Genomic DNA, 19,195 nt, shown 5'->3' with positions numbered 1-19,195 from the left:
ACAATTGTTTAAAATAGACCTGATTATTAAATTTTCTCATCAAAAAACATAAAAAATGAAAAATCAGGAACAAATCACCATCACGCAATTTGAGATTTTTAGTCGCTGGGCTACGGCCATCATCACGGTACTTTTGGACGGGCTTTTGCTGTGGCAATATTTTAATGGCGGTATTCCTAAGCATCATTTTTTGGCCGACGAAAGTATGCCCGTCGTTTCTAATGCGTGGGGCGCATTGACTATTCCGTTACTGACGTGGTTTTCTTTACAGCGAATCAAAGCTGGATTATTCAACAATCTCACAGAAATTAACTTTCCTAAAAATACGGTTTTGGCTTTTGGATGCGCAGCGGCTTTTGGTATTTCGTTGGGGCTGGCGTTACTGTTTAACTGGAGTATTTTTCTGGAAAATGTCCCCTTTATTGTTCTCGGATTGGCTGTATTTTTTCCTGTGTATAAAGCCGAATACTTTTTGGGTTTTGTACTTGGCCTTACTTATTTTGTGGGTGGCGTGCTTCCTGTAGTGGTCGGTTTCATGTTTTTGGCTATTGCAGCGGGCATCAACTTTACAGTGAGATGGATACGCCGAAAGCTGAATTTTTAAGAAATATTGCTCCTGATAAAGGAACAAAAGCACATCATTTGGCTGATTTTCTGTAATGCGAAAGCATTATTTCCAGTTTGTCATCTTTCACGTTTAGCCCCACCAATGAGACCGAAATTTCTTTGTCTTTGTGGGTGAAAACTAAACAAGATGTTGCCGCACCAGAAGCCGCAACACGCGCATATTTTATCTCTTTCCATTCCGCAAAATCATGGCCAATCACCTGTATTCCGCGTTCATTCAACACGATTTGGGGTTGATTGCTGTATTTTTTACGCCTGCTCAATTCCCAAAAACCAATTCCGATTAAGATATTGCCCAAAATCAGACTTGGCCAAATGGCCTGCGTTTCATTGAAATAAAAACCTGAAAATCCCACCAATATAAATATTACTCCAACTGCAAAAAAAATAACAATATTGGTCGGGAAACCCATGTAGATTTTGGTTTCGGCAGGGAAAAAAGACTGGGTATTTTTCATTGTTTCTGTTAGTTAAGATTCAGACCAAAGGCAAGCCCCAGCCAAGTTTTCGTTTGATATATCCAAATATTGTGATTTTTGTCTAATAAATTATCAAACCCAACCGAAAGGCCGACTGTAAAATTATTGGCCGCAAAAATACTAGCGATGCCTTTACTCCAAACAATGCCATCGTATTCTTGTTGCAAATGATTGTTGGTGTTGGTTGGCGACATAAACGTAGTGCCGATGCCCGTAAACGCGCCCATCGAAAAGCCAAAGTGATTGATGTTGCGGTTGGCTTTCCCAACAGGCGTGGCATTGTAATTTATGACATATTTATCCGTTCGGTAGCCAAAATAAAATGCGCCATTCAGGTTGGCGTTGAGTTGCGCGGGAACATCTGTTTGTTTCGGCCTGTATTTGAGGGGAATGGTCAGAAAATCAATATCAAATGAGGGTTTGCTCAGGATAATGGTTTGGGTCAAATCCTTTTTTAATTCCTGACTATAAAGTTGGCAAGCTTGGGACGTGTCTATCACCAATTGTCCATTGTTATTTTTGGTGGCATAGGCGCAAATTGTCTCGTCGTCTTGAATGTCAATATAAACTTTACGGCGTTCTTTGCTACTGCTTTGTTCGTTGTAAAAACCATTACCCAAACCCTTTTTGCTCATGTTTTGCAACACGCTGCAACTACCCAAAAGCACGCTGAGAATACCAAAAATCAAGAATTGTTTTATCATAAATAATTGCCTCATTTTAAGATACGCGTCTCTATCGCTGTTTTTTATGTCTTTAATGATGAAATGATGAAATAAAAGCGTCAGATAAATGCAAATTTGAACAAAACAAAAAAGCTACCTCATTGCTGAGATAGCTTTAACTTTCTGGGGAGGAAGATGGGGCTCGAACCCACGACCTTCGGTACCACAAACCGACGTTCTAACCGACTGAACTACATCCTCCGTTTTTGTGGGCACAAAGTAAGTTGTTTGTTTTTGCAATTCCAAACTTTTGTTTTCACAAAAATAAAAATTATTTGCAATGTATTTTATACCAATAAATTAACCTTTAAAGTTTTTTTTCGTAGGGCTAATTTCTTAGGCTTTTTCTTCCCAAATCATGCACAAATGCACAATCGTATCCACCGCTTTTTGCATATCCTGCACCGAAACCCACTCGTATTTGGAGTGAAAAGCGTGTTCGCCTGCAAAAATATTCGGGCAAGGCAAGCCCATGTACGAAAGTCTCGAACCGTCCGTTCCGCCTCTAATGCTCGACAATACTGGCTCAAGTCCCGCGCGCGAAATGGCTTCCAAGGCGTTGGTTACGATTTCAGGATTTTTGTCCAAAACCTGCTTCATGTTGCGGTACTGATTGCTTACCACAAAATCGTAGCGAGCTTGCGGGTAATTCACTAATACCGCTTTTACGATTCCTTCTAACGTCTGCTCCAACGCCACCAAACCCGCTTCCTCAAAATCGCGGATAATGAACTGCACCGTTGTTTTTTCTACGCCGCCGCTCATGCTCACGGGGTGAATAAAACCTTCTTTTTTCTCGGTGGTTTCGGGGCTTAATATTGTTTTGGGTAAAGCCGCCACGATTTCCGAAGCGATTTTTAAGGCACTCAGCATCTGGCCTTTGGCAAAACCTGGGTGTGCGCTAATACCGTGAATGGTCAGAGCAACGCCGTCTGCCGAGAAAGTTTCGTTTTCCAAATGACCAGCCTCTTCGCCGTCCATTGTATAGCCATAATCCGCGCCTAATTTCTCAATATTGACTTTGTCCGCGCCGCGCCCGATTTCCTCGTCTGGCGTAAATAAAATACGGATTTTGCCGTGCTTAATTTGCGGGTTTGTCATCAGCCAATGCGCCGCGTCCATGATTTCGGCCACACCCGCTTTGTTGTCGGCACCCAGTAGGGTAGTGCCGTCGGCAGTGATAATGTCGTTGCCGATTTGTTTACGCAATGACGGGTGTTCGCTTGGGCGGATTACCTGCGTCGGGTCGGCAGGCAAAAGCAATTCCAATCCGTCGTAGTTGCGATGTACGACAGGTTTCACGTTTGCACCGCTACAATCTGGCGAAGTGTCCATGTGCGAGCAAAAGCAAATCACAGGCACGTTTTTGTCTGTGTTTGAGGGAATTGTAGCATACACGTAGCCGTGTTCGTCTAGATGCGCGTCCGAAATACCCATGGCAAGTAGCTCTTCCACCAACACACGCCCTAAGTTTTTTTGTTTTTCCGTAGAAGGACAAGTAGGGGAGTTGGGGTCGCTTTGCGTGTCTATTTGCACGTAGCGCAAAAAGCGTTCGGTAACTGTATAGTGATTGATAATCATTGATTTATGCTTTAAAATTTTATTTCGATAAGCAAAGTAACAGTTTTAATTCAAGCAACACACGCAAGTACGCCACTAAAATTTATAATCACTTCTCTAACAAAGTTTTGTGATGTAGCTGATTTTCAAAAAATAGTAAGCTGAAGTATTCCTATTTTCGTGTATTTCGCTGGCCTAATTAGCATTTCTCATTTTCATCTCCAAACAGGGGTATTTTTCGGAGCTATGGTAAACTTATTTACTATTCCCTTGATACTGCTCACATTGGGGCTTGGCATTTATACATTCCGCCAATGGATACACGAAAAATGGCGCATTGCTTCCACATCGTTTGGAGCTTTCGGCATCATCACCGCAACAGTTGCACTCATGATGTTGGCCACTATTTACAATATTTAACCTATAATATTACAAAACAAAAAAGACTATCTAATTCGACAGATAGCCTTTTTTGTTTTGTGGCAATTTTACTTTATCTGTAAAAGAATTGGTTTTGTTATGGAATATTAGGTTGATACGATATAGTTTGCTATGTTTGCGTTTGTTATATTATAATATATGAAAAATACAATCTATTGTTAATTATAAAATTAGCTTACATCATTTAATAAAAAAATGATTGTAAAAAAACAGAGAAATAAGAGTTGAAGCAATTCTATAATTGTATTTATTGAAAATAACTTAAGTCTAGAATATTGTTACGGTCATTTTTTATATTATTACCTTACAATGCGCCTTGTCATATTTTTGTGTAATTTATTGATAGATAGTAACTTTGTGTATTATTGTTGATACCTCTATATCATTTCTCATCTCAGACTTTCTTAAAAACCATGAAAAAATTACTCTTATTTTTACTTGTACTATGTACAGTAAATCTCTCGGCTCAGAATTATGCCACAGTTGCTGATGGCGACTGGAATACGCCTTCCACTTGGAATAATACATCAGGATATGGCGGCCCTTACCCCACCAATGGTTGGGGGCAGATAGATGTGAACAATAACGTCTCTCATGCTGGTAGTTATAGTGTCAATGCAACTCCACTCAATGTTGCGGCGGGACACACGCTAACAATAAATGGCGATTTTACGGCCAATGGCGGAACTATCAATGTTTATGGTAATCTGGTAGTTACTGGAAACTTCACAAACTTGGCTGTTTTTAATGTGATGCCTGGGGGCAGCGTAACCATCAACGGAACGACTACTTCTTCTGCGGAGATGAATATATATGGAAACTATTCGGGTATAGGGTCTATTAGCTTGTCATCCAATCCTTTACATGTCTATCCGGGCGGGACTTTTACGGCAGAAAGTAGCCTTACTTCTACTGTCCCGATTACGGTGGGCACGAGTGTAAACCCGCCACCTTATGCTGATTTGGTGGTAAAAGGCAATCTAAATATGGAAAGCAATGGCATTGTTTTTAATCAAAATGCTCGTGCTGCAATATTTGGAAATGTAACAAGCAATAGCGGCGGCATGAATTTTACGGTTAATAATGGGGCACAAGTATATGTGCATCAGGATATTAACTTTACAGGTGCAGGTGCAACGGTTAGTAATAGCAATACGACAAGTCCATACGGTTTGTACGTGAACGGCAATGTGAACAACAATAACTTCGGAACAACTACGGCCAATTTAGCGGACAAAGATTATATGGATAATAACAATGTTCCGTTTGCCAATTGGCTCAACTCTATTCCCAGTTCTCCTTTGCCTATTTCTTTGGCCAAATTCGCCGCCAAATCCGTAAACACCAACACGGTAATTGTATCTTGGACTACAGCCTCCGAAATTAATAATCAGGCATTTACGCTTTATCGCAGCACTGATGCCCGAACATGGACGGCCATCGCGCAAATCAATGGCGCGGGCAACTCCAACACCACCCGCAATTATCAGTACACCGACGCACGTGCCCAAGCCTCCAACTACTACAAACTCCAACAAACAGACTACGACGGTACAAGTACGTTTTCGCCTGTGGTAGCGGTTAGCTTTGCTCAAACTCACCTTAATCTTTCTCCGAATCCAGCCCACAATACCTTGCAAATTTCCGCGGTTGAGGCCTACGTCTTGCCTGAAATTTCGGTCTTCGACTTGAAAGGAAAAGCCGTATTTCAGCAGTCTGCCATATTCACTAACCAAACTGCAATTGATATACAAAGCTGGCCATCAGGTATTTATATAGTGAAATTCTCTGACGCAAGCATTCCATTGCAACGATTTATTAAAGAATAATTTTAAAAATAAAAAAAGGCTATCCATTGAATCAGATAGCCTTTTTTCGTTTTTATTTAATGTGTTCCACTTTGTCCACGAAATAATTGGTTTCGCCTTGCCACGGAAACGTATAGTATTTTTCTACATAATGCACTTTCACGCGACGGCCATTAAGTAGCGCAGAATCAAGGCGTTGGATTACGTCTTTGTCGCTGCCGTCCACCGAAAAATTCCATAAAGCACTGGCAGGGCTGCCCGTTTCGCCAGCCAAACCGCCAACGTTCAATTGCCCTTCGTAGGTTTTAAACACAAATCCTTTGCGGCTCATTTTCGAGACTGTTCCGCCGCGCTCGCCTTCGCTATAATGCCCGAAAAGCACGAACATAAAAAAGCCAAAAATGCCAGCAAACACCACACCAGCCAAAATCTTGAGAAGTTTCATAAGCGTTTTTAGTAGAAGTTAAATGCGATTTAATTATCTGTAAATCAATTGAATTTTTGGTAAAAAAGCAATACAATTTTAGTGCGCTTCCAGCCAGTTGATACCCGTCCCGACGCTTACTTCCACAGGCACGGCCAGCGGCAAGGCATCGGCCATGAGGCTGATAATCTGGGGCGTAATTAGTTCGATTTCGGGCGTGTAGGCATCAAAAACCAATTCGTCATGCACCTGCAACACCATGCGCGTTTGGAGCGGCTGCGTTTGCAACCAATTTTGTACCCGAATCATGGCCAATTTGATCATGTCGGCGGCAGTCCCCTGAATCGGCGCGTTGATGGCGTTGCGTTCGGCATAACCGCGCAACGTTTGGTTGCGGGAATTAATATCGGGCAAATAACGACGGCGGCCAAGTTGCGTAGTAACATAACCTTGCTCACGCGCCGTATTGATTACGCCGTCCATGTAGCGTTTGACGGCTGGAAATTCCCCAAAATACGCCTCGATAAGTTCGGCAGCTTCGCGGCGCGGAATGTTGAGCCGCTCAGCCAAACCAAACGCCGAAATCCCGTAAATAATCCCAAAATTGGCAGTTTTGGCCTTGCGGCGCATATCGGAATCCACTTCTTCGGGCGTTACTTTATAGATTTTGGCTGCCGTAATGCGGTGAATGTCTTTGCCTTCCGCAAAAGCCTGTTTCATGGTTTCATCGCCACTGAACGAGGCCATAATCCGCAATTCAATTTGCGAATAATCCGCCGAAAGTATCTGAAATTGCTCGTTGCGCGGCACAAATGCTTTCCTGATTTCGCGGCCTTTGGCTGTCCGAATCGGGATATTTTGCAAATTCGGATTGGTAGAACTAAGTCGTCCAGTGGCTGCAACTGCCTGATTGTAAGAGGTATGAATACGGCCATCGTGTGGCGCAATCAGTGTCGGCAGCGCGTCTATGTACGTGGATTTGAGTTTTTGCATTTCTCTATAATCCAAAATCATGTCCACGATTTCGTGCTGATGCGCCAGTTTGGAAAGCACCTCTTCGCCAGTGGCGTATTGTCCCGTTTTGGTTTTCTTGGCTTTGGGGTCGAGTTGGAGTTTTTCAAACAAAATCTTGCCCAATTGTAGCGGCGAAGCGATGTTGAAAGTTTCGCCCGCCAAACCATAAATTTTAGTTTCGATTTCGGCCACTTCCGCGCCCAATTGTGTGGAAAGTTCGGCCAAAACTGCCGTGTCCACGCGCACGCCTTCCGCTTCCATTTCTCCCAAAATTTTCACCAAAGGCATTTCCACTTCAAACAACAGATTTTCAAGCTCTTGAGCTTTGATTTCTGGGGCAAAAATTTGCTTGAGTTGTAGCGTAATGTCGGCATCTTCGGCGGCGTATTCGGCGATGTCGGCCAAAGGCACATCGCGCATTGTTCCCTGATTTTTGCCTTTTTTGCCAATCAAAGTTTCAATGGAAACAGGCGAATAATTCAAGTATTTTTCGGCCAAAACGTCCATGTTGTGCCGCGCGTCGGGTTCGAGCAGATAATGCGCCAACATGGTATCGTACAACTGCCCTTTGAGCGAAAAACCATAATTGCGAAGTACCGCCCAATCAAATTTGATGTTTTGGCCAATCTTTGTAATATTTTCATTTTCAAATACTTGCCTAAAATCTTCCAACACTTCAAGAGCTTGCTCGCGGCCTTTGGGCACGGGCACATAAAACGCCTCAGTTGCCAAATACGCAAACGACAGCCCCACTAATTCGGCCGTAGCCGTGTCCAGTGAGTCGGTTTCGGTATCAAAACAAAACTCAGATTGCAAAGCCAAAAACGAAGCCAAACGGCGGCGCAATTCGGGCGTGTCGGCGATGTGATATTGGTGCGCGGTTGTGTGTATGGTTTGTTTGGGTAAAGCTGGGGTTTCCTCTTGGCTTGCTTCTTCCCCAAAAAGACTGGTTTGGGTAGGTGCAGCAGTGGCGGGAGCTTCTCCCCCAAAAAGTCCTAATTGTCCGTTGGTGTTGGCGGGTTTGGGCGCGGTGGCTGGTGTAGCGGCTGCGGTTTGTTCTTCGCCCAACACTTTGCGGATAAATGTTTTAAATTCTAACTCCTCAAACAAAGCGCGTATCGCTTCACGGTTCGGAGGCGAAAGCAACAAATCTTCTTCATCAAACGGAAGCGGAACATTTATATCAATGGTAGCCAGTTCTTTAGACAAAATTCCTTGCGCCGCAAAATTCACGACGTTTTCTTTTTGCTTGCCTTTGAGCTTGTCGGCGTTGGCGATAAGATTTTCCACAGAGCCGTATTCTTGTATCAATTTCTTGGCGGTTTTTTCACCAATGCCCGGTATCCCAGGAATGTTATCGACGGCATCGCCTTGCAGTCCCAAAATGTCGCACACTTGCCCAATCTCGGAAATTTCCCATTTCTGCAAAATCTCAGGCACGCCCAACACCTCCACGCCATTGCCCATGAAAGCGGGTTTGTACAAATACACGTGTTCTTCTACGAGTTGGCCGTAGTCTTTGTCGGGGGTCATCATGAACACCTCAAAATCGTTGCGGGCGGCGTGCTTAGCCATCGTGCCGATAATGTCGTCAGCTTCGTAGCCTTCGAGCATGAGCACAGGAATATTAAATGCCTTCAAAAGTCTGATAACCAACGGAATGGCGATTGTAATATCTTCGGGTTGGGCTTCGCGTTGGGCTTTGTAGGCAGGAAAATTAATGTGTCGGAAAGTGGGAGCAGCCGTATCGAAGGCAACGCCCAAATGGGTAGGTTTTTCTTTGTTCAAAACCTCTAACAATGTATTGGTAAACCCAAATACCGCGCTGGTATTCAGGCCAGTGGAAGTTACTCTCGGAGCTTTGCTAAAAGCAAAATGCGCACGGTAAATCAGTGCCATTGCATCGAGCAAAAAAAGTTTTTTTTCGGGACGCGCCATGTAGTCAAATCGTAAGTTTGTGCCTGCAAAGTAAGAAGATTTAAACACAAAAAACGAAAGCCACGCTGCAGCGCACAAGCTGTCAAGGTTTTATTGGCAAATCCCCTGCAATTGTTCTACTTTTGTTTTTTGAAGAAAATGCAAATTTTTAGTGTAAACAATGGAATATAACTTTAGAGAAATCGAAAAGAGTTGGCAAAAGTTTTGGGAAGAAAACCAAACTTTTAAGGCCGAAAACCAATCGGGCAAACCCAAGTATTACGCCTTAGATATGTTTCCGTATCCGTCGGGTGCGGGGCTGCACGTAGGCCACCCACTGGGCTATATCGCTTCCGACATCGTGAGCCGCTACAAACGCCTGAAAGGTTTTAATGTGTTGCACCCGATGGGCTTTGACGCTTTCGGGTTGCCTGCCGAACAGTACGCCATCCAAACTGGCCAACACCCTGCCGTTACGACCGAAAAAAATATTGATACTTATAAAAAACAACTCCGTCAGATTGGTTTTTCGTTTGATTGGAGTCGCGAAATCCGCACTTGTACGCCCGATTATTATCGCTGGACGCAATGGATTTTCATGCGTTTGTTTGAGGCTTGGTACGACAAAAACGCCACGAAAGCACGCCAAATCAGCGAATTGGTAAGCATTTTTGAAAAAGAAGGCAACACCACCGTAAACGCCGAACACGACGAAGACGTAACCGCGTTTTCGGCCAGCGAGTGGGCTAATTTCTCCGAAAAAGAACAACAAAGCATTTTGCTAAAATACCGTTTGGCTTTCTTGTCCGAAACGACCGTAAACTGGTGCGCGGCTTTAGGCACAGTGCTTGCCAACGACGAAGTAAAAGACGGCTACTCGGAGCGCGGCGGCCACCCCGTAGAACGTAAACTAATGAAACAGTGGAGTTTGCGTATTACGGCTTACGCCGAAAGATTGCTTCAGGGGTTGGACACGATAGACTGGCCAGAACCCGTAAAAGAAATGCAACGCAACTGGATAGGCAAATCTATCGGTGCGGAACTTAACTTTAAAGTAGAAGGTCAAGATTTGAGCTTGACCGTTTTCACTACGCGCATAGACACTATTTTTGGCGTAACGTATTTGTCTATTGCTCCCGAACACGAACTTATTGGCCAACTCACTACGCCGCAACAAGCCGAAGCCGTTGCCGCTTACGTGGAAAAAGCCAAAAACCGCTCAGAACGCGACCGCATGGCCGACGTGAAAACCGTTTCGGGTGTGTTTACGGGAAGTTATGTGATTAATCCGTTTACGGGCGAGCAAGTGCCGCTTTGGATTGCCGATTACGTGTTGGCGGGTTACGGAACGGGCGTTGTAATGGCTGTGCCTTCGTCGGACGACCGCGATTTCCGTTTTGCACAACATTTCGGCTTGCCGATTATTCCTGTGATAGAAGGAACGGAAGCCTTAGAAATTCCGACCGAAATTAAATACGGTCGCATGATAAATTCGGGCTTTTTGAATGGCCTTGACACGGCGGAAGCCATCGAAAAAGCCTTAAATCACGCGGAAGCAGGCGGATTTGGCCAACGCAAAGTAAACTACCGTATGCGCGATGCCATTTTTGGCCGCCAACGCTATTGGGGCGAACCCGTACCCGTTTACTTCAAAGATGAGATGCCGTATCTTATCCAAGAAAGCGAATTGCCGCTTATTTTGCCCGAAATTGACGAATACAAACCCACCGAAACGGGCGAACCGCCATTAGGCCGCGCCGAAGGTTGGAAATACCAAAACCAATACGAGTACGAACTTAGCACGATGCCAGGTTGGGCGGGTAGTAGCTGGTATTTTTACCGCTACATGGACGCAAACAACGCCGAGCGTTTTGTGGGCGAAAAAGCCGAACAATATTGGCAAGCCGTAGATTTGTACATTGGCGGTTCGGAACACGCCACAGGCCATTTGCTTTACGCGCGTTTTTGGGCAAAATTCTTGTTCGATTTGGGCTTGGTGAGCAAAGAAGAACCTTTCCAAAAGCTCATCAATCAAGGCATGATTCAAGGACGTTCTAACTTCGTGTATCGTATCAAAAACACGAACACGTTTGTTTCGCTTGGCCTCAAAAATGACTACGACGTTACGCCTTTGCACGTGGACGTGAACATTGTTAAAAATGATGTGCTTGATGTAGAGCGTTTTAAAAACTGGTTGCCCGACTACGCCACCGCCGAATTTGTTTTGGAAGATGGCAAATACGTTTGCGGTTGGGAAGTAGAAAAAATGTCGAAGTCGAAATACAATGTAGTAAATCCTGACGACATTATTGCCGAATACGGCGCGGACACGTTGCGTATGTACGAAATGTTTTTGGGGCCTTTGGAGCAGTTCAAACCATGGAACACCAACGGCATCGAAGGCGTGCATAAATTCCTGAAACGTTTGTGGCGTTTGTTCTACAACGACCAAGGCGTTTTGCAAGTAACCGACGCGGCGGCCACGCCTGCCGAACTCAAAACGATTCACAAGACCATCAAGAAAGTGGAAGAAGACATCGAGCGTTTTTCGTTCAATACGTCCGTGAGCCAATTCATGGTTTGTGTAAACGAACTGACTACGCTCAAATGCTACAAACGCGCCATTTTGGAAGATTTGTTGGTGATACTCGCGCCTTACGCGCCGCACATTACCGAACAACTTTGGAGCGCGTTAGGCCACACGGAAAGTATTTCGGCGGTGCCGTTCCCTGCTTGGAATGAGGCGCATTTGGTGGAAAATAGCTTTGAATACGCCATTTCTATCAACGGCAAAGTACGTGCTAAAATCTCGTTTGAGGCCAACAAGCCCGCCAGCGAGATAGAAGCCGAAGTGTTGGCCAACGAAGCCGTACAAAAATGGTTGGAAGGCAAAGCACCCAAAAAAGTGATTGTCGTGCCGCAAAAACTCGTGAATGTGGTAATGTAATTTGAATGAATGGACGGCTTCGCTTTCAGAGTGAAGCCGTTTTTTTTGAGGGAATTTATAATGTAATTTTGTATATTTATCAGTATAAAAACATATATAAAAATGAGTAACTTAAAGAGCCTTTTAGTAGAAATGCAACAGTCCTTTGAAATTCCAATGGAAAATAACACAACTCTGGAATTTAAAGATTTCTTGTTTAATAAATTAGATGACTATTACAATTTTATAAAGAAAGAAGAACAACAAAGCATTGTAAAATCTTGTATAGAATTGAATAACAGTCAAAGTAATTTATCTTTTTCAAATATTGATGACTTTAATGGTCGTATTAAAACGCTAATTAATGGGTTAAAAAAGGTTTTAACTCTCTATTATGAAGGAAAACCCGCAGCCTCTTATCAAAAATTCAAAAGGACTCTTAAAGTAACGAAAATAAAAGAATTGTTTGGCAGAAAATATTCTATGTTTAGTGGAATAGAATCACCATTATATCGCACAAGGAAAGACGAAAATAAATTATTTACCAAAACAGACTTATTTCATATAGGTTTTGAAAATAGGCATCTTATTGGCACGACAAGATATAGTATTCCTGGTTTTCCTGCCCTATACTTGGGTAGTTCTACTTTTGTTTGCTGGAAAGAATTTAATGAATATTCGTTAAAGAAATTATGGTTTTCTTCTTTCAAACTTAATAAAGGCGGCGATTATTGTGTTTTATCTATAGACCGAGTACAAGAAATATTAGAGGCACTCAATCGTGGTAGTAAAATCTATGTTCTAGTAATTCGTTCCCTTGCTACATTTCCTTTAATGATTGCTTGTTCTGTCAGAACAAAGCATCACGAAAAACCTTTTAAACCAGAATATATCATTCCTCAGCTACTGACCCAATATATAGCTGAAGATGAATATATAGACGGAATCAGGTATCCATCTACCAAAGTAGATTACTCAAAATTAAAAAATGTGTCAGCATACAATTATGTATTTCCTGCCAGAAAAATCAAAAACAAAGGCTATTGCGAAAAAGTAAGCGATATTTTTAATTTGACAGAGCCAATAAATTTAAAACGTGAAGAATTGTTGAATAATTCTTCAACAGCAACGTTAGGTAAAGCTCTTACAAGGGAGGAAAAGTCAAAAAAAATTATGCTTACCAAAGGTCGTTGGAGTTCTTATATTAATTCCTCTTTTGGGAAAATAGAGAAAATTTTGAAAGAAAAAAGCATTGTTTCTCGAATGCCAATTGATTCACTAGCCAATCTTATTAAATTTTCGAGCATTTACAAGAAATATCCTAAATCCCCATATTTTGCTACTGCTAAATCTTTGGGTAATTGGAGTTTTATCGTAACTAAATCATAGTAACAAAAAACGCCCCGAAAATTTCTATCAACTTTCTGGGCATAGGAAAAATATTGGTTACATCGCTTTAAACAAACCTTCTGATTCTGCTGCTTCGTAAGTTACAGCCGCCGAAGTGTTGGCCAACGAAGCCGTACAAAAATGGTTGGAAGGCAAAGCACCCAAAAAAGTGATTGTTGTGCCGCAAAAACGCGTGAATGTGGTAATGTAATTTGCTTTTTTTGAGGAAAAACAAATACGAAGCCTTCTTGTTGTCGGGAAAGATAGCAAGAAGGCTTTTTTCGGATTCTGAAAAAGCAAATCAGAATAAACTATGTTATATTTTTTAGAAATGTTATTTTTTTGATGCTTGATTTTGTAAAAAAAGAAGGCTATTATTGCCTAAATAATTATCCAGATACTTTTTAAACCTTCCAAATTCACCCTGAATTTTATGAAATTACTTTTCCATACATTAATCTATTAAAAAAGCCATTGTTTTTGTAAGCAATGGTTTTTTTTATGGCTAATGTTTGGGTTCGTTTTCTTGTAGGTACTGTTGCAACATTTGCTGTGTGCGTTTTCGGATTTTCTTGGCCAAAAGCGGCGGCGAAATCACGCGCATGGTTTCCCCAAAACCCAAGATTTCGCGTTCTAATTCAAAGTTCCAAACTACCCTGATTTGCAACTGGACAGAGCCGTCGGGGTTGGTCGTTGTTACTTGTTGGCTGCTGTGTAGCGGCTTGGTAAGCAAATACGGCGTGCTGGCAGCATCTGCCCAAAGCGTAATGAGTATGGGCTGTTGGCCAACGGCTTTGGTTACGCCGATTACGTCATCAAAAAAAGTTTGTACGTCGAGTTTGGTCGGGGCGATATAGGTCGCGGCAGGCATTTCTTTTACGTCCTGAATCCTGTCCAGAGCCAACAAACGCACCGCATTTTTGCTTGTGCTACCCAACAAAAACCAACGGTTTCGGTATTCTTTGAGCAGATACGGCGAAAAGTTCAGATTTTCGGTATTTCTGGCCTTAAATGACTTGTAATCAACCTGCAAAACGCTTTGTTGGAGAATGGCTTTATGCAACACGTCGAGCCATTGCAAGCCCTTCACTTGCTCGTTTTTTTCGAGGTCAATAAAACTACGGCCTTCGTTTTGTTTCTTGCTGATTTTGGCTTCGAGTTTGCTCACCAAATTGCCCAAATCCTCATAATACCCAAAGTTTTTGAACTGCTTGAGCAGCCCAACCGCTTCGGAAAGTATCTGCAAATCGTGCTTGGAAACGGGTACGTTGCGGATGCTGTATTGCGGATTTTCGTAGGTATAATATTTTTTGTCGAGTACAATAATGGGAGCTTCGTAGCCAAATTTGGAACTACGCATATTCTGAATATCGAGTTGCACGGTGCGTTTGCTCACGCCGCCGCGTATGCCTTCGTACTCATAAACTGCCTCCGAACAAGCCTGCACCAAGTCGTCCAAAGTCCATTTTTTGTATCTGTTTTGCAGACATTGGTCAATGGCTTGGTAGCGAATCAGGGCAAGTTTGTTGGCAGGCATTTTATTTTTTGATTGAAAATAACATTAAACAACAACAGCGGCTTTGGCGGCGGCGGCTTGCTCTGCGGCCAAACGTGCGTTGGTTACGTTTTCGTTGATTTTGTCGCTTTCTACCAAGCCATCACGCAAGCGCACGATGCGGTGTGCGTAGTGGGCTATGTCTTCTTCGTGCGTTACCATGATGATGGTATTGCCTTTTTTGTGCAGCTCCTCGAACAAGTCCATGATGTCGTAAGAAGTCTTGGAATCCAAGTTACCCGTTGGTTCGTCGGCCAAAATGATACTCGGATTGTTTACCAAAGCTCTGGCAATAGCCACGCGTTGGCGTTGCCCGCCTGAGAGTTCGTTGGGTTTGTGGCTGGCGCGATTTTCCAAACCCACGCCGCGCAAAGCATTCATGGCCATTTCGGTACGTTCGGATTTGCTGTAACCCGCATAAATAAGCGGTAAGGCTACGTTGTCCAGTGCCGACGAACGCGGCAAAAGGTTAAATGTCTGAAACACAAAGCCAATTTCTTTGTTACGAATTTCGGCCAGTTCGTCTTCGCCCATATTGGACACGTCTTTTCCGTTGAGTACATAACGCCCCGACGATGGCGTATCCAAGGCCCCAATGATGTTCATGAGCGTAGATTTACCCGAACCCGATGGCCCCATAAATGCCACATATTCACCTTGGCGTATGCTGATGGTTACGCTTTTGAGGGCTTCGATTACTTCATGCCCCATCACGTAGCGACGGCCTATATTTTCGGTCTGAATAATTACTTTGTTTTCTGCTGACATACTCCAAACGAAGTTTTGACTCTATATTTTTTTGATGATTTCCGAAATAAAACCAGCCTTACGGCCAAATTGTTAAGGAAAATTCGGGAAAAAGGGTGTGTGATGCTAAAGATAAATGATAAACGGCGAATTTTAAAATATATCGGTGCGTAAGTATTGTGTGGAACGCGTGCTTTGGGTTGTTGGGGTGATTGTTTGGAATAATAGATGCGCCAAAAATGCCAGATAGCGGATGAAAAGGGGAGAGGGCGATTTTGAAGAATATTAACTACTTTAGATGGCCGTCTGCGTTCAAGTTTGCTGGGGGATTTATGGATGAAGAGTGTACAAGTGCACAATAAAAAGAACGTTTCTTATTGTCCTTCGTGGCCTTTTTTTTACATTTGGCCTTTGGCTATGCAGATAAACGATAGCGTAAAACTAGGGCTGTTTTATACTTTTGTATGGCCAAATTTGAATTGTTTTTTTATAATTATTATCAATAAACAACAAAACATGGGATTATTGCCGATTATTTTAGTAACGTTGGGGATTATTTTTTTGTGGGGAATTGTAAATTATTACTCTTTATCGCAGTTTCGGGAAAGCGTCCGCAACACGGCGCAGTCTTTACGCGAACAGTTGCAGGTGTTGGGACAAGCTGCCCAACAAAACACCGCGCCAGAGTGGCAAACGTTAGCCCAACAATTACAAACGAATCAGGCGCAAGTGTCCGAACAAGCTTGGCAAAATGTAAAAACATTGGCTGAGGCCGACACCCAAGCCCAAAGCGTAGTGCAAGCCCGCAAAAAATATGAAGCCGCGCTCAAAGCCTACAACGAGGCGGTGCGCTCCAAACCTTCGGCTTATGTAGCGATGGTTTTTGGGTTTAAGAAAATTGCTTAAATAATTGATTTTTAATATTTTACCTATTTTACTTGCTACCAAAAGCAAAAAGAAAAATACATGAAGACAATCAACGATTACAACTTCGCAGGCAAAAAAGCCCTTATTCGCGTGGACTTCAACGTGCCACTAAATGCTCAATTTGAAGTAACCGACGACACACGCATCAGAGCCACTGTGCCCACGATTACCAAAATCCTAAACGATGGCGGTTCGGTTATTTTGATGTCGCACTTAGGCCGCCCGAAAACAGGTCCAGAAGAAAAATATTCGCTTAAACATTTGGTAAAACCTTTGGAAGCGACTTTTGGCCGTCCTGTGAAATTTGCGGATGACTGCATCGGCGAGCAAGCTACAACCTTGGCTGCCAGCTTGAAAGCAGGCGAAATTTTGCTTTTGGAAAACTTACGTTTCTACAAAGAAGAAGAAAAAGGCGATGCGGCTTTTGCGCAAAAATTAGCGGCATTGGGCGAAGTATATGTAAACGACGCTTTCGGAACGGCACACCGTGCCCACGCTTCTACGGCGATTATTGCGCAATTTGTTTCGGAGAAAATTTGCGGTTTGGTAATGCAAGCCGAGCTTGACAACGCGCAAAAAGTGTTGGAAAATGCCGCCAAACCTTATACGGCCATTATGGGCGGCGCGAAAATTTCGGACAAAATCTTGATTATTGAACGTTTGCTCGACCGCGTGGACAACTTAATTATTGGCGGCGGCATGGCTTACACGTTCTTCAAAGCGCAAGGCGGTAACATTGGTAACTCGTTGGTGGAAGCCGATAAATTGGATTTGGCTAATGAGTTGATTATCAAAGCAAAAGAAAAAGGCGTGAACTTGCTTTTACCTGTGGATTCGTTGGTAGCTGATGCGTTCAAAAACGATGCAAATACGCAATTGGCCGACAACTCCGCGATTCCTGATGGCTACATGGGCTTAGACATTGGTCCTAAAGCAATTGAGGCGTTTGTGGCAGTGATAAAAGATTCTAAAACAGTGCTTTGGAACGGCCCGATGGGTGTGTTCGAGATGCCAAACTTCGCCAAAGGAACGGAAAGCGTAGCGCGTGCGGTGGTGGAAGCTACTAAAAAAGGCGGTTTCTCACTTATCGGCGGCGGCGACTCGGCGGCGGCTGTGAACAGTCTTGGTTTCGGCGATGACGTGTCGTATGTTTCGACGGGTGGCGGTGCGTTGCTCGAATACATGGAAGGCAAAGTACTTCCTGGTGTGGCAGCATTGCAATAAGCTGACAGACAGTCTTTTGTAGATATTTTAGCCAAAGCCATAGCCTACAAAATGAAGGTTGTGGCTTTGGCTATTTTTGGAATAAATTGGTCAGTATTGTTTGCGAGGCCGTTCATTAATAAATATACATTTTCCCCTATAAATGAATTTATATTATGGTAGATTTGCTTTATTTTTTAGAAGCAATATTTATTATTTTTGTTGGGAATATTTATAATTGATAAAGTTATTAATTGTTTTTAATATTATTACATATATTTTTTATGAAAAAGCTGGCTATCATTGGTGCAAGTTATTTGCAATTACCTTTAGTGAAAAAAGCGGTAGAGATGGGAATTGAAACGCATTGTTTTGCGTGGGCGGAGGGAGCTGTGTGTAAAGATTATGCCAGTTATTTTTATCCGATTTCTATTCTGGACAAAGAAGAAATCTTAAAAATTTGCCAACAAGTTCAGATTGATGGCATTACAACTATCGCCTCCGACGCGGCTGTACCAACGGTTTGTTTTGTGGCTCAAAGTATGGGATTGCTTTCCAACGGTTACGAAGATGCCTTAGTGGCAACAGATAAGTATAAAATGCGCCGTCGGTTTGAGGAGTTTGGCGTTTCGTCGCCTCGTTTTCTTATTGCCAGCGAAGCGTATTCGGCAGCCCATTTGCGTTATCCGCTGATTGTTAAACCAACGGATAGGTCTGGCAGTAGAGGCGTAATGAAAGTAGAAAATCCTGAAGATTTGTCGGAAGCGGTATTGCGTGCGCAAAAAGAGGCATTTTCTAAACAAGCCATTATCGAAGAATATGTTTCGGGCTCGGAAGTAAGTGTGGAAGGAATTTCTTGGAAAGGCAAACATTATATTTTGGCCATCACCGACAAGGTAACAACCAAAGAACCTTATTTCGTGGAACTGGAGCATCATCAGCCAAGTTTGTTGAGTCCCGAAATTCAGGAAAAAATTAAAGAACAAACCTACAAGTCCCTTTCTGCCTTGAATATACATTACGGAGCCAGTCATGCGGAATTAAAAATAACAGAATCAGGAGAAGTGTTTGTGATTGAAGTGGGCGCACGAATGGGCGGCGATTTTATTGGCTCGGATTTGGTAAAACTCTCAACAGGTTATGACTTTGTTCGAGGAGTGATAGAAGTAGCTTTAGGAACATTTGAAGAACCTGTTTCTACGTTTAAAAAATCGTCGGGCGTGTATTTCTTATGTAAAGAAACAGAAAGAATACTGCCATTGTTGCAAAATAGCACGAGCCACCAAGAAATCGTAGAATCTGATATTTCGGATACGGAACTACGTAATATCGAATGTAGTGCAGACCGAAGCGGTTATTTCATTTATCAATCAGATAAGCGTTTCCTTGTGTAGAGGCTCAGGCCAAAGCCATCCGAAACAATTGCCTAATGCCTTGAGCTAAATGCCTGACA

At 43.0% G+C, this 19,195-nt stretch carries 15 protein-coding genes and 1 tRNA gene; 8 read left to right on the top strand and 8 right to left on the bottom strand.

The window, feature by feature from the left end; genetic code table 11:
* Window positions 1-55 precede the first annotated feature (55 nt).
* Window positions 56-604, top strand: coding sequence for a hypothetical protein (locus BM090_RS06220; RefSeq protein ID WP_091509304.1), 549 nt, complete (start codon window positions 56-58; stop codon window positions 602-604).
* Window positions 605-638: 34 nt separating this feature from the next.
* Here the strand turns inward: BM090_RS06220 and BM090_RS06215 are convergent, their stop codons facing one another.
* The 4 genes from BM090_RS06215 to pepT form a co-directional block, all read right to left on the bottom strand.
* Entirely contained in the window at window positions 639-1,085 is a 447-nt protein-coding gene (locus BM090_RS06215) for a hypothetical protein (protein WP_091509301.1), read from the bottom strand.
* 8 nt (window positions 1,086-1,093) lie between these two features.
* Entirely contained in the window at window positions 1,094-1,810 is a 717-nt protein-coding gene (locus BM090_RS06210; protein WP_091509298.1) for a hypothetical protein, read from the bottom strand.
* Between the two features lie 145 nt (window positions 1,811-1,955).
* Window positions 1,956-2,032, bottom strand: a tRNA-His gene (locus tag BM090_RS06205).
* A gap of 135 nt (window positions 2,033-2,167) precedes the next feature.
* Window positions 2,168-3,412 carry a peptidase T gene (gene pepT / locus BM090_RS06200; protein WP_091509294.1) on the bottom strand — a complete coding sequence of 415 codons (1,245 nt, stop codon included), beginning with the start codon at window positions 3,410-3,412 and terminating at the stop codon, window positions 2,168-2,170.
* Between the two features lie 225 nt (window positions 3,413-3,637).
* Between pepT and BM090_RS18310 the strand changes: the two genes are divergently transcribed.
* Window positions 3,638-3,811 (top strand): hypothetical protein, encoded by a 174-nt coding sequence (locus tag BM090_RS18310; protein ID WP_177199846.1) that lies wholly within the window; start codon window positions 3,638-3,640, stop codon window positions 3,809-3,811.
* Between the two features lie 434 nt (window positions 3,812-4,245).
* Window positions 4,246-5,661, top strand: coding sequence for a T9SS type A sorting domain-containing protein (locus BM090_RS06195; protein WP_091509291.1), 1,416 nt, complete (start codon window positions 4,246-4,248; stop codon window positions 5,659-5,661).
* A gap of 52 nt (window positions 5,662-5,713) precedes the next feature.
* Here the strand turns inward: BM090_RS06195 and BM090_RS06190 are convergent, their stop codons facing one another.
* Window positions 5,714-6,085, bottom strand: coding sequence for a hypothetical protein (locus BM090_RS06190; protein ID WP_091509288.1), 372 nt, complete (start codon window positions 6,083-6,085; stop codon window positions 5,714-5,716).
* A 78-nt stretch (window positions 6,086-6,163) separates the two neighbouring features.
* A complete protein-coding gene (polA, locus tag BM090_RS06185) occupies window positions 6,164-9,016 on the bottom strand; it encodes a DNA polymerase I (protein WP_091509283.1) in 2,853 nt (950 codons plus the stop codon).
* Window positions 9,017-9,176: 160 nt separating this feature from the next.
* Between polA and leuS the strand changes: the two genes are divergently transcribed.
* Both leuS and BM090_RS06175 read left to right on the top strand, forming a co-directional pair.
* Window positions 9,177-11,942 carry a leucine--tRNA ligase gene (leuS, locus tag BM090_RS06180; protein WP_091509280.1) on the top strand — a complete coding sequence of 922 codons (2,766 nt, stop codon included), beginning with the start codon at window positions 9,177-9,179 and terminating at the stop codon, window positions 11,940-11,942.
* Between the two features lie 102 nt (window positions 11,943-12,044).
* Window positions 12,045-13,310, top strand: coding sequence for an RES domain-containing protein (locus tag BM090_RS06175; RefSeq protein WP_091509276.1), 1,266 nt, complete (start codon window positions 12,045-12,047; stop codon window positions 13,308-13,310).
* Between the two features lie 505 nt (window positions 13,311-13,815).
* Here BM090_RS06175 and BM090_RS06170 read toward each other — a convergent pair.
* Window positions 13,816-14,847, bottom strand: coding sequence for a helix-turn-helix transcriptional regulator (locus BM090_RS06170; protein WP_091509272.1), 1,032 nt, complete (start codon window positions 14,845-14,847; stop codon window positions 13,816-13,818).
* A 24-nt stretch (window positions 14,848-14,871) separates the two neighbouring features.
* Window positions 14,872-15,633 (bottom strand): ABC transporter ATP-binding protein, encoded by a 762-nt coding sequence (locus BM090_RS06165; RefSeq protein ID WP_091509268.1) that lies wholly within the window; start codon window positions 15,631-15,633, stop codon window positions 14,872-14,874.
* 495 nt (window positions 15,634-16,128) lie between these two features.
* Here BM090_RS06165 and BM090_RS06160 point away from each other — a divergent pair, with 495 nt between their 5' ends.
* From BM090_RS06160 to BM090_RS06150, 3 genes are all read left to right on the top strand, one after another.
* Window positions 16,129-16,518, top strand: a complete 390-nt coding sequence (locus BM090_RS06160; protein ID WP_143083888.1) for a LemA family protein — start codon at window positions 16,129-16,131, stop codon at window positions 16,516-16,518.
* A gap of 60 nt (window positions 16,519-16,578) precedes the next feature.
* Window positions 16,579-17,763 carry a phosphoglycerate kinase gene (locus BM090_RS06155; RefSeq protein ID WP_091509261.1) on the top strand — a complete coding sequence of 395 codons (1,185 nt, stop codon included), beginning with the start codon at window positions 16,579-16,581 and terminating at the stop codon, window positions 17,761-17,763.
* A 263-nt stretch (window positions 17,764-18,026) separates the two neighbouring features.
* Window positions 18,027-19,136, top strand: a complete 1,110-nt coding sequence (locus BM090_RS06150; RefSeq protein WP_091509258.1) for an ATP-grasp domain-containing protein — start codon at window positions 18,027-18,029, stop codon at window positions 19,134-19,136.
* The last annotated feature ends 59 nt before the right edge of the window (window positions 19,137-19,195 follow it).

This window comes from Flexibacter flexilis DSM 6793 (assembly GCF_900112255.1).
In the GTDB taxonomy this organism is placed as follows: domain Bacteria; phylum Bacteroidota; class Bacteroidia; order Cytophagales; family Flexibacteraceae; genus Flexibacter; species Flexibacter flexilis.
The sequence above is the reverse complement of the archived record's forward strand: the minus strand, read 5'-3'. Positions and strand labels throughout refer to the sequence as shown.

Coding starts and splice junctions, on each gene's coding strand:
- BM090_RS06170 (WP_091509272.1), bottom strand. CDS start 14,847: ATGCCTGCCAACAAACTTGCCCTGATTCGCTACCAAGCCATTGACCAA.
- BM090_RS06210 (WP_091509298.1), bottom strand. CDS start 1,810: ATGATAAAACAATTCTTGATTTTTGGTATTCTCAGCGTGCTTTTGGGT.
- BM090_RS06155 (WP_091509261.1), top strand. CDS start 16,579: ATGAAGACAATCAACGATTACAACTTCGCAGGCAAAAAAGCCCTTATT.
- BM090_RS18310 (WP_177199846.1), top strand. CDS start 3,638: ATGGTAAACTTATTTACTATTCCCTTGATACTGCTCACATTGGGGCTT.
- BM090_RS06160 (WP_143083888.1), top strand. CDS start 16,129: ATGGGATTATTGCCGATTATTTTAGTAACGTTGGGGATTATTTTTTTG.
- BM090_RS06165 (WP_091509268.1), bottom strand. CDS start 15,633: ATGTCAGCAGAAAACAAAGTAATTATTCAGACCGAAAATATAGGCCGT.
- BM090_RS06175 (WP_091509276.1), top strand. CDS start 12,045: ATGAGTAACTTAAAGAGCCTTTTAGTAGAAATGCAACAGTCCTTTGAA.
- leuS (WP_091509280.1), top strand. CDS start 9,177: ATGGAATATAACTTTAGAGAAATCGAAAAGAGTTGGCAAAAGTTTTGG.
- BM090_RS06190 (WP_091509288.1), bottom strand. CDS start 6,085: ATGAAACTTCTCAAGATTTTGGCTGGTGTGGTGTTTGCTGGCATTTTT.
- pepT (WP_091509294.1), bottom strand. CDS start 3,412: ATGATTATCAATCACTATACAGTTACCGAACGCTTTTTGCGCTACGTG.
- polA (WP_091509283.1), bottom strand. CDS start 9,016: ATGGCGCGTCCCGAAAAAAAACTTTTTTTGCTCGATGCAATGGCACTG.
- BM090_RS06215 (WP_091509301.1), bottom strand. CDS start 1,085: ATGAAAAATACCCAGTCTTTTTTCCCTGCCGAAACCAAAATCTACATG.
- BM090_RS06195 (WP_091509291.1), top strand. CDS start 4,246: ATGAAAAAATTACTCTTATTTTTACTTGTACTATGTACAGTAAATCTC.
- BM090_RS06150 (WP_091509258.1), top strand. CDS start 18,027: ATGAAAAAGCTGGCTATCATTGGTGCAAGTTATTTGCAATTACCTTTA.
- BM090_RS06220 (WP_091509304.1), top strand. CDS start 56: ATGAAAAATCAGGAACAAATCACCATCACGCAATTTGAGATTTTTAGT.